Origin of the sequence: Anaplasma phagocytophilum (assembly GCF_023476575.1) — a bacterium.
In the GTDB taxonomy this organism is placed as follows: domain Bacteria; phylum Pseudomonadota; class Alphaproteobacteria; order Rickettsiales; family Anaplasmataceae; genus Anaplasma; species Anaplasma phagocytophilum_A.
In genome coordinates, this window is record NZ_JAHLEX010000038.1 from 1 (window position 1) to 10175 (window position 10175).

General features: G+C 43.0%; 8 protein-coding genes. 3 read left to right on the forward strand and 5 right to left on the reverse strand.

Going from position 1 to position 10175, the window contains the following annotated elements; genetic code table 11:
* The coding region (locus KPX09_RS02740; protein WP_249548853.1) for an SDR family NAD(P)-dependent oxidoreductase at positions 1-725 on the reverse strand (725 nt) is incomplete at its 3' end.
* 237 nt (positions 726-962) lie between these two features.
* Here KPX09_RS02740 and KPX09_RS02745 point away from each other — a divergent pair.
* Entirely contained in the window at positions 963-3542 is a 2580-nt protein-coding gene (locus tag KPX09_RS02745; RefSeq protein WP_249548854.1) for an ATP-dependent Clp protease ATP-binding subunit, read from the forward strand.
* A gap of 75 nt (positions 3543-3617) precedes the next feature.
* Here the strand turns inward: KPX09_RS02745 and KPX09_RS02750 are convergent, their stop codons facing one another.
* The 3 genes from KPX09_RS02750 to KPX09_RS02760 form a co-directional block, all read right to left on the reverse strand.
* Positions 3618-5276, reverse strand: coding sequence for a hypothetical protein (locus KPX09_RS02750; protein ID WP_249548855.1), 1659 nt, complete (start codon positions 5274-5276; stop codon positions 3618-3620).
* A 292-nt stretch (positions 5277-5568) separates the two neighbouring features.
* Positions 5569-6465 carry a hypothetical protein gene (locus KPX09_RS02755; RefSeq protein ID WP_249548856.1) on the reverse strand — a complete coding sequence of 299 codons (897 nt, stop codon included), beginning with the start codon at positions 6463-6465 and terminating at the stop codon, positions 5569-5571.
* Positions 6466-6605: 140 nt separating this feature from the next.
* Positions 6606-7355: a protocatechuate 3,4-dioxygenase gene (locus KPX09_RS02760; protein WP_249548857.1), complete on the reverse strand. Its 750-nt coding sequence runs from the start codon at positions 7353-7355 to the stop codon at positions 6606-6608.
* 312 nt (positions 7356-7667) lie between these two features.
* On the opposite strand from KPX09_RS02760, the gene KPX09_RS02765 reads away from it, so the two are divergent.
* Positions 7668-9188: a leucyl aminopeptidase gene (locus KPX09_RS02765; RefSeq protein WP_249548859.1), complete on the forward strand. Its 1521-nt coding sequence runs from the start codon at positions 7668-7670 to the stop codon at positions 9186-9188.
* A gap of 5 nt (positions 9189-9193) precedes the next feature.
* The gene (purN, locus tag KPX09_RS02770; RefSeq protein ID WP_249548860.1) at positions 9194-9832 is read left to right on the forward strand and encodes a phosphoribosylglycinamide formyltransferase; all 639 of its coding nucleotides are present in this window, start codon (positions 9194-9196) and stop codon (positions 9830-9832) included.
* A gap of 69 nt (positions 9833-9901) precedes the next feature.
* On the opposite strand, the gene KPX09_RS02775 is transcribed toward purN, so the two are convergent.
* Positions 9902-10175: hypothetical protein (locus tag KPX09_RS02775; RefSeq protein WP_249548862.1), on the reverse strand; the 274-nt coding region annotated here is incomplete at its 5' end.

Consider the following 10175-nt stretch of genomic DNA (forward strand, 5'->3'; position numbering starts at 1 on the left):
ACTTTCTCTGCCACTGTAAGTTCATACACCTGTCCTGTCACAGCACACTCCAGCAAAGCCAGCTCGACAAACTTATCAGTCAACTCTTCTGGCGAAGGAAACTTCGATTGTTCCTGAGTTGAAAAAATTGCCGCGTGTATACCACTATCAACTTGTCCAGGATATACCATATTAACACATAACTTACTATGCTTCGTCTCAGCTGCATATACCTGAACCAGAGCTTCCAGCGCAACTTTACTCGTCGCATAAGGCGCAAAATACGAGTAATTTGGTAGCGTCCTCGTAGCTTCTGAAGTCACAAAAATAGCCCTTCCAGCTGCTGATTGCTTCAACAGCGCGTCAAAATGCTTAATAAGATACCAATTTGCGTTCAGGTTTACACCTATCACTTCCTTCCACTTGACGGGGTCACACTCCTGCACAGGAGCTAAATTCCCCAACACAGCTGCGGTGGATACAAGAACATCAAGCAAGCCATACTTATTCTCGATGGAGAGAGCTAAATTTCCAACACTCTCGTAATCATGTAGGTCTATTGGAGCCAATACAACATCACCACCCAAGCCCTGTATGCTATCATACAAAGCCTTCATCTTACTAACGTTTCGAGATGCGAGTACAACACTCGCCCCTTCTGCAGCATACCTCTTCGCGACAGCCGAACCTATACTACCTGAAGCACCCGTAATTAACGCTACCCTACCACGTAAGAGACCATCCATAATCCAGTCTCACGTTACACCAACACAAGTCTGCATGGTACTTCTTATAGTAGACATTGACAAGCAAAATAGTTCTTTCAACCACAACCACGTAAATCAATTCTACTTAGGGAAGTGTGTTTTGTAATGCATACATTACGGACGGTACCAATTTTTAATTTGATTTACTATTTATTTTTTGCCAATGAATACATACCTACTATGTATGAGATTCTTTAGAGCAGGAGATTCACGTATATGGACTTGAACAAGTTTACTGAAAAGGCAAGAAGTTTCGTGATGCAGGCACAGGTATTTGCCATATCTTCAGGACATCAGTTTCTTTTGCCTGAACACCTACTGAAGGTAATGTTAGATGAAAAAGGTAGTTTGACGGAAAACCTTATATCTATGTCATCCTGCAATGCCGGTATAAACGAGATTCGCGATGCACTCGCGCAACATCTGAGCAAATTGACAGTAGTTAGCGGATCCGGTAGCGGGCAGCTAAATCTCTCGAGAGAATTGGCTCAGGTTCTGGAAGAAGCTAGCAACATTGCTCAAAGAAACGGTGATGCGTACATTTCTGCTGAAAGATTGTTACAAGCACTAGTAGTGGTTAACAGCAACGTTTCAAGAGTTCTGATAAATGCTGGAGTTACCGCTACAAAGCTCAATACTTTAATAGAAAAAATGCGCGAAGGAACCAAAGCGGATAGCGAAACTGCTGAACAAAAATTCGATGCTCTGAGAAAATTTACGCAAGATCTTACGGAGCTCGCTACTGAAGGTAAAATGGATCCTGTAATCGGTAGAAGTGATGAAACTAGACGCCTTATTCAAGTGCTCTCACGTAGAACAAAAAACAATCCTGCCCTTATAGGTGAACCTGGAGTCGGTAAGAGTGCTATCGTAGAAGGGTTAGTGCAATCAATAGTTTCCGGAAATGTTCCCCTAGGGCTGCAGGGCGCCAAGGTACTATCGCTAGATTTAGCTGCATTGGTTGCAGGCACTAAGTATCGTGGTGAATTTGAAGAGCGTCTCAAAGCCGTACTATCCAAAATTATCCTGTCTAGCGGTAAAATCATACTGTTTATAGATGAGTTACACATGCTGGTAGGCGCTGGATCTACCGGCGACTCCATGGATGCCTCTAACATACTGAAACCAGTCCTTGCGCGGGGTGAACTACGCTGTATCGGTGCAACAACTCTAGATGAGTATAGAGAACATATAGAGAAAGATCCTGCCCTCGCTAGGAGGTTTCAACCAGTATTTGTGGCAGAACCTAGTATTAACGATACTATCTCAATATTAAGAGGAATTAAGGAAAAATATGAGCTGCACCACGGTATTAGAATCACTGACAGCGCTATAGTAGCGGCAGCAAACTTATCCAGCAGATACATACCTGACAGATTTTTACCAGATAAGGCAATTGACTTAATAGATGAAGCGGCAAGTAGAGCAAGGATTGAAATTGATAGCAAACCAGAAATAATAGACAGTATTGATCGTCAGGTAATGCAGTTAAAAATAGAGTCTGAGGCACTAAAAAATGAGAATACTGAAGCATCAAAGCAGCGCTTAGAGGAAATTAGCAGGGAATTGCAGAGCTTGAGTTCTGAGGCGGCTGATTTAAATAGCCAATGGCAGGCTGAAAAGGCAAAGATCGCAAAAATGCATGAATTAACGGAATCCCTAGATAGTGCCCGTATAGAATTAGAGCAATCACAAAGAATGGGTAACCTTTCAAGGGCCGGAGAACTAATGTACGGCATCATTCCATCTTTAGAAACAGAATTGAAGAAATATGAGGAGATAGCGGGCTCGCTACTAAGAAAGGAAATAAAAGCAAATGATATAGCTGCAATCGTAGAAAGGTGGACTGGTATTCCAGTGGATAGCGTTATGAATAGTGAAAAGGAAAAGCTATTACACATGGAAGAAGAGCTTAAGAAGACCGTTATAGGGCAGGATAGTGCTGTAGCAGCTGTGAGTAACGCAGTTCGGAGATCACGTGCTGGCGTGCAAGATGCTCAAAGACCTATGGGTTCCTTCTTATTTTTGGGCCCTACTGGCGTGGGAAAAACAGAACTCACTAAAGCTCTAAGCAAGTTCCTCTTCGACTCAAGTTCTGCTCTACTGCGCTTCGATATGTCGGAGTTTATGGAAAAACATTCTGTGGCAAAACTGATAGGAGCGCCTCCTGGATACGTAGGATATGAACAAGGTGGACTACTAACTGAAGCTGTTCGTAGGAGACCATATCAGGTAATATTGTTCGATGAAATAGAAAAAGCCCATGCAGATATCTTCAATTTGCTCTTACAAGTTCTCGACGAAGGAAGATTGACGGACAGCCGCGGTAATTTAGTAAATTTCAAAAATACGATACTTGTGCTCACGTCAAACATAGGGCAAGACATCCTAATAAATAGCACGGAAGATAGTAACGATCCTGTAGTAAGGAAAACTGTATTAGAAATGCTAAGCCTATCTTTCCGTCCGGAATTTCTGAATCGGCTTGATGAGATCATGATATTCAATAGACTGACTCAGAAACATATAGAGCACATTGTGGATGTACAGATATCGAATCTACAAAAAATTATCAGCGATAAGGGCATTACAATTTCTTTGCATCAAGGAGCAAAATCGTGGCTGGTTAAGCATGGTTATGATGTAGCATATGGGGCACGCCTATTAAAACGCCTAATACAGCAACACATTCAAAATCAACTTGCATGCTTGTTGCTGGGAGACAAAATAAAAGAGGGTAGCAAGCTTGTTGTATTTGAGGAAAATAATTCTCTAGTTATCAAAGAAGCTACATGACAAAATGTCGTAACATTGCTACAAAGTGAGAAATATGCGTCATGGGGAGGATTACAATACTGAAAAATGGTTACATTAAGCCGCAGCGTTTGTCACTGTGTTCAGATTGTCATTCCTTCCTTCCATGCATTCCAGCATAGACATCTCTAAAAATGTTCCTACATCATCTTCAACGTTATCATAAACCTTGCAACTGCTTCGTGCGTCTTCTTTAAAAATTAAAGAAATAACACGAGAAGCTACGAAATTAAATATGCTAAAATTAGAAAGTTGATCTTTTAAAAACTCATTATTCAGCACAACGTCTTCCAATTTTTCTCCCCGTGATTTGCATACCTTTCTAGTGTGATATAAGTCCCAGCCAGCAGCAATGACCAAGACCAAGATTGATACCATACATCCCAGAGGGACGCACAATGTAGGAGGGCAGAGATTCGCTACAGCTGGTATTTGCAATATCCCACAAAAAACTAACGAAAACAGAATGAAATTCTCTAGAAATACCTCGAGATAAACCCCTGTGCGCTGTAATACTGCTGCTACCCTTCTTCGCCCCTGCATATTACTTGCAATATATAGAAATGGTATGGGCAGAATCAAAAATGCTTGCATTACCCTGTGTATAACATCAATAACAAAATCGTACCTGTTATACTCACACCCACGTTCTTTCCGCGTGGCCCTAATACGGAATAAATCACACACAAAGTACAAACCAAGTGTTGGTAACCCAAATTTCAACACCGAGCGTGCTACTTCATCTGGCACTTCTTCTGTAGCGCATGCATAAGTATTGTTACTGATCTCGTAGTAGCAAAATACTCCCGTAAGCATAACTATAAAAGCCGAAATCAGCACACCATTAAGCAGTGCCGTACTAGCAGCATCTGCATATAGTTTTATGAGAGCAATGTTTATAGAGCACTTACCCAAAATAAACGTTATAGTGGCTATGATAACGGTGTTTATTAATAAAACATGCGCCGTAACGCCCAACACCCTGCAAACTGACAATGCCACTCTTTTTTTCTGCTGCAGGAAAAAATCACAAAGCAATCCAAAACATGCCGGAAGCATCAATAAGTATGATGTACTGTATAGGTATATATCAAGCACTAAATCTACACCGCAATTCCTCTTACTCTTGACGCTCTCATGTGTAAAAAGTGGTCCGTAATCCCCGGTATAACACAGCAAAACCGGCACACCATGGGTTACATCAGTGAGGTAGCTACGCTCCAATAACGCATCTATAAGACTACACCCCGTAGTCTTCACTATGCTACATATGCGCGCATACCTCACTATAATCACCAGCAAAAATGCTGGCAGTGCACACATAACTGCCAAGAGAAGAACTGCTAAATCTTTGTGACGAACGAAAAAACCATCCAAAAGACTAGGGTGCCCTCGCAACAGAAAAAGTACAACCTGCGTAGAGACAAGAGTGAAACTCAATAGGCAGTGTGAATACAAAAATAGCTCCATGCTTATTGCAGCACCGCGTCTATATCCTCTTTTATAGAGTTCTTTTGACACGTAGTATGGTAGCACAGGCACCACACATAGAACCGATGTACAAAGAATATAGCAGACGTATATTCGGTTTCTCAAATCATAGGTTTCCTCATCAAGACGGAAAGTTTTGTCTTTTCTTGCGGAATAAACCCTCACCGTACGAGTCTTTGACTTGCCCTTTCCAGCACAATTCGTCTTTTCATGAGAAAACCCCACGGCATTACCTATATATGCAATAAATCACACACAAAACCCAAAATATCACTAGACATTCACTAACAAAATCGACAATGTGCACAAACGCTCTGACAACCTACTGTACTCTTTTACTTAAGAAAACAAACTACAAAAACGTCTTACTACAAGTAACGATACGCCAAACAGGCACCAGCAGGTATGATAGCATTCAAAAAGCAGAAGCACCAAACTACACTCAGCAAAACGCGAGGATACCGCTCAACAGCCCCCACGTGATGCTGCAGTCCAAAAATATTTTTTTCTTGACAGATTATGCCCTAAAGAGACCAGCTCTCATCTTCCAGTCAATAGATATCCCTGTAAAGTAGGTGCTTGCCTCTTCACGAACTGCGGCAGCTTCCTTTTCCTCACCAGTGCACAGATCAAGCACATAACAGCCCGCAGCAATAAGTGCAGTAGGTACCCCAAACAGCAACTGCTGATCCATCCTTGCTAAAGAGGTCATGCTCATCGCACTGCGAATCTGCTCCCTAAACGTCATATTAAGCACAGAGTCATCACACCTGTCATACGTCTTTTCAGGGCTACGCCATAGCAACTTTGCACTATACCGAAGAGGCAGACCATCCTTGAGGCGGTAAACCGAAGAAAAATAGTGGTATACAACAGAGCATAACAAAAAGACAGCAGCTGGTAGTAACGCATATAGAAACGCTGCCTTCAGTGGCATAGCAACAGGAGATACAACCGCCGTTACCGCGCGGAGCACCAATGCAAAAAATATCACGTTACTCAGGAACGTATGCATGTAAACAAATACCTGACGTGCTGCAGGACCTACGAGACGATGTAGCTTGCCGGTGCGGACACGCTCACCTTCCTTCCACCTACGTCTTGATACTACCTTAGCCCACGCATACTGCGACGCATGAGCCAGCGGTAGAGAAAGCACGTATAGCAAAATAACCGGCGATAACAAAAGCAGCAACAAAGCCCCTGTGACCCTGACATACCACGAGAAAGCAATAAACCCAGAGGTAGTCACCTTTTTTGCGGGAGACATAGCCGATCTGCCACAACACAGATCTCCAACCGTATCCTTGACAGCTTTCTTCACAGAAGAGATAGCCGACCTACCACGATAACCAGTATCAGCTGTTTTCCCGGCAACTTTCTTCCCACGGCCACGCAACGGATTTTTGCCCATAAGCTAAACCCTGAACACACACTCATTGCTTTAAATATATACTTTTGCACAACCAAAATCAAATTCTGAATTGCACGCTAAAACGTTCTGTTCTGGAAAACTAGGCTAGAGGTCACTGTAAAAGCTCTTACGTTTTTTATCTACTCGTACGGAGTACTTGTATCATCTGCAAACGTGAGATTAAATTCGTAAACAGGTACACCACCTTTTTTACCTGCATACCGCGCTGTTAGCAACCTTCTCATAGCACTTGGGATTCTGCTCAGATTAGAGAGCCCTTGATTGCCAATTCCCTCAAAAAACATATCGGCTTGAAATTCAGGAAATGCTGGATGTTTAATTAGAAAGTGTATTACAGGATCACTATCAGAGTTTCCCCCTGGTACTACCGTAATAAAGCCGAAATTGCCCAAGTTATCCGTTGTAGCTTTACCAGACCCAAGAAACCTCTCATCGTAACCTCGATACCCAGCATAAATACCCCGAGAATCAGCCTGCCAGATAAAAACATTCACATTGCTCAAAGGGGTACAGTGTGCATCAGTTACTCTGCCAACAAGATATATAACCTTTCCCCCTGCAACATCAGCACTGCCTACACGCCTTGCTAAATTGTTAGAAAGATTGAAAACATCCGGTCTGTGATTGTCTTTCGTATCATTAATACCAGGCGTCTCGACACAATTCACAAGCACAGAATCCACTGCTCCTGCGTGTGAAACAGACATCAACTGACTTGCTATAAGCACAAGTACTATTACAACGCACTGCTTCACTTTGCAAAACTGACCGTTCTTCAACCTTCTCTCCTGATTTGCCCTCCCTGCAGTAACACCATCTAGCACAGCTATAAACGGTATGCAAAACAAAGTTGGAAATATCAAGCCCATAATATTCGCAGGGTAAATTTTTTGATAAGCTTTTGATTAGGACGAACAATAGTGCAAATACAATGAATTTTACTCTCGATAACAGTTCCACAGCATACGTAATGCATCTTCATCCCTCTAGCCATTACAGAAGAACTTTGTCGAGTTGTGCACTTTAAAACAATCAACGGTTGTATATTGGCCTGTTACCCACCATCAAGCACTGGGTATTCCGTTATCTAGCAACACAGCAAACACAATGCATTACCGCCTTGATATAAATGCCAAATGGGATTAGTATTCAACAGCGTTTGTGCTTTAATGGTGGGTTGTATGGTCGGCATATCCTTCTTGAGCTTGGCTTCGGGTGTTTCTGCGCTGCTTAAAACAGCAGTAATTGTTGTGGGAGTTTTTGAGGGAAGCAATACGCTGGAAGATAACGGTGTACTACATGGTCCGGAGGTCAAGGCCATTCTCGAGGCTAAGGCTGCATCATCTTTCTCAGGAATTTTTGCAAGCACAATGCCTGTAGTGTTTACGCCAGAAAGCAGAGCAGTCCTCCTTGTAGGTCTGGGTAAAAAATCAGATACAATCTTGGAACACATGGCAATGGAGCTCGGAGGAGCAATTTATACACGTCTTGAAGAGATAAAAGCATCCAAGGCCGTAATTATAGCACCGCAGGATGTAGAGGCAAGGTTAGCGTATGGCGCCTTCTTGCGTAGTTTTATGTTTAACAAGTACTTTCACAGCAAGAAATCCGAGCACACTGCAAAAGTAGAAGAGTTAGCGGTAGCCGTAAATAAGGATCCAGTTACAATCAGCAAGGATTTTGAATTGTTGAAGGCAGAGGGAGAATCTATATTTTTCACTCGTTCCTTGATATCGGAACCAGCCAACGTTCTTTATCCTGAAGAGTATGCACAGAGGGTTCATGCCGAACTTACTCCCCTGGGCGTAGAAGTAGAAATATTGGATGAAGAGCGCATGCAGTCTGAAGGTATGATGGCTCTCCTAGGTGTAGGGCAAGGTAGTAGCAAGCGCTCCCAGCTGGTGGTAATGAAATGGAACGGTGCGCGCGATAATAGTGATACCCTAGCCTTTATCGGTAAAGGCGTTACGTTCGACACAGGAGGTGTATCCCTCAAGCCTTCCAAAGGTATGTGGGATATGAAGTATGATATGGGCGGTTCTGCGGTTGTAGTAGGGCTGATGCGCACGTTAGCTGCTAGAAAAGCCAATGTTAATGTTGTTGGGGTTATTGGACTTGTAGAAAATGCCGTAGACGGTAATGCGCAGCGTCCAGGAGATGTAGTAACCTCTATGTCTGGTCAGACTATAGAAGTTTTAAATACGGATGCCGAAGGTAGGTTAGTTCTTGCTGATGCGCTCTGGTATACTCAAAAGATGTTTGCTCCAAAGTTTATGGTCGATCTCGCTACCTTGACCGGAGCTATAGTAGTCGCTCTCGGAGAAGGACCATATGCTGGGCTTTTCTCTAATGATGATGCTCTTTCCAAACAATTGATAGATTCCGGAAATGAGGTCAATGAGAAGTTGTGGCGCATGCCTATGGGAGATGAATACGACAAAATGATCGATTCTTCTATTGCCGATGTAAAAAACATCTCAACGGCTGGGCACGGTGCTGATAGCATCACTGCAGCGCAGTTTTTGCAGCGCTTCGTAAATGGTGTACCTTGGGCTCATCTGGATATAGCAGGTGTTACATGGAGCGATACAGGGTCTAAAATTGCTGAAAAAGGAGCTACGGGCTATGGTGTGATGTTGCTGAATAGATTTATCCAGAAATATCATGAGGGAACTATTAATCAAAAATCTTCAGAAAAGTAACTTCTGTGAAGCGAGAACTGCGCATAGGTGTACTGATCTCTGGGAGAGGTTCCAACCTTGAAGCGCTAGCGAAGGCGTTTTCGACTGGTGGGTCGTCTGGTGCTATTATCTCGTGTGTTATTTCTAATAATGCCGAGGCACGCGGGCTATTGATAGCTCAGAGTTATGGGATCCCCACCTTTGTGGTTAGGCGTAGACCGCTGGATATAGAGCATATCAGTACGGTACTAAGAGAGCACAATGTAGACTTGGTTTGTCTTGCGGGCTTCATGAGCATACTTCCTGAAAAGTTTGTTACGGATTGGCATACCAAGATAATTAACATTCACCCTTCACTGCTCCCATCTTTTAAGGGGTTGAATGCTCAGGAACAAGCATATAGAGCAGGTGTGAAAATAGCAGGGTGTACCCTACATTATGTATATCCAGAACTTGATGCCGGACCGATAATAATGCAGGCTGCGGTACCTGTACTTAGAGAAGACACCGCTGAAAGTTTGGCAACTCGAATCTTGGCGGCTGAGCACGTGTGTTATCCCAAGGGAGTGGGTCTCATTGCGCAGGGTAAAATCGAGCTTTGTGATGATGGCACCGTGCAATGTGCGGGTGAAGATTATCTCTTCTTGTTTCAGGAAAATTTTTAACAAAAAGTTGTGAAGGAACTCTTCCTCAATATGCAGTAACCTCCTGTGAACGAAATCACACGATAAGTCTCACACAGAATAGAAGGGACTAAGCCAAGCGCATATAAGCCTTAAGTGCTTCAATAGGAATCTACCATTATCTCGTACCAGAGATAATAAACAAAGCGGAGGAAAGGATTTAACGAAGACCAAAAACGTGCCGTAACAGAACAATATTTGCATCGGACTAATAACAGTAAAGGACATAGAAAAGTTCAATAAGTTTCCAAATTCATGTAAGGATAAGAAAGCTCGCCTTCGAGTAGCCGCAGCAGTAGGAGCGGGGCCACGAGAAGGTATAAAA

Bases quoted from the DNA above. Each gene is read 5' to 3' on its own strand.
- KPX09_RS02745 (WP_249548854.1), top strand. From the start codon at position 963: ATGGACTTGAACAAGTTTACTGAAAAGGCAAGAAGTTTCGTGATGCAG.
- KPX09_RS02755 (WP_249548856.1), bottom strand. From the start codon at position 6,465: ATGGGCAAAAATCCGTTGCGTGGCCGTGGGAAGAAAGTTGCCGGGAAA.
- KPX09_RS02765 (WP_249548859.1), top strand. From the start codon at position 7,668: ATGGTCGGCATATCCTTCTTGAGCTTGGCTTCGGGTGTTTCTGCGCTG.
- KPX09_RS02760 (WP_249548857.1), bottom strand. From the start codon at position 7,355: ATGGGCTTGATATTTCCAACTTTGTTTTGCATACCGTTTATAGCTGTG.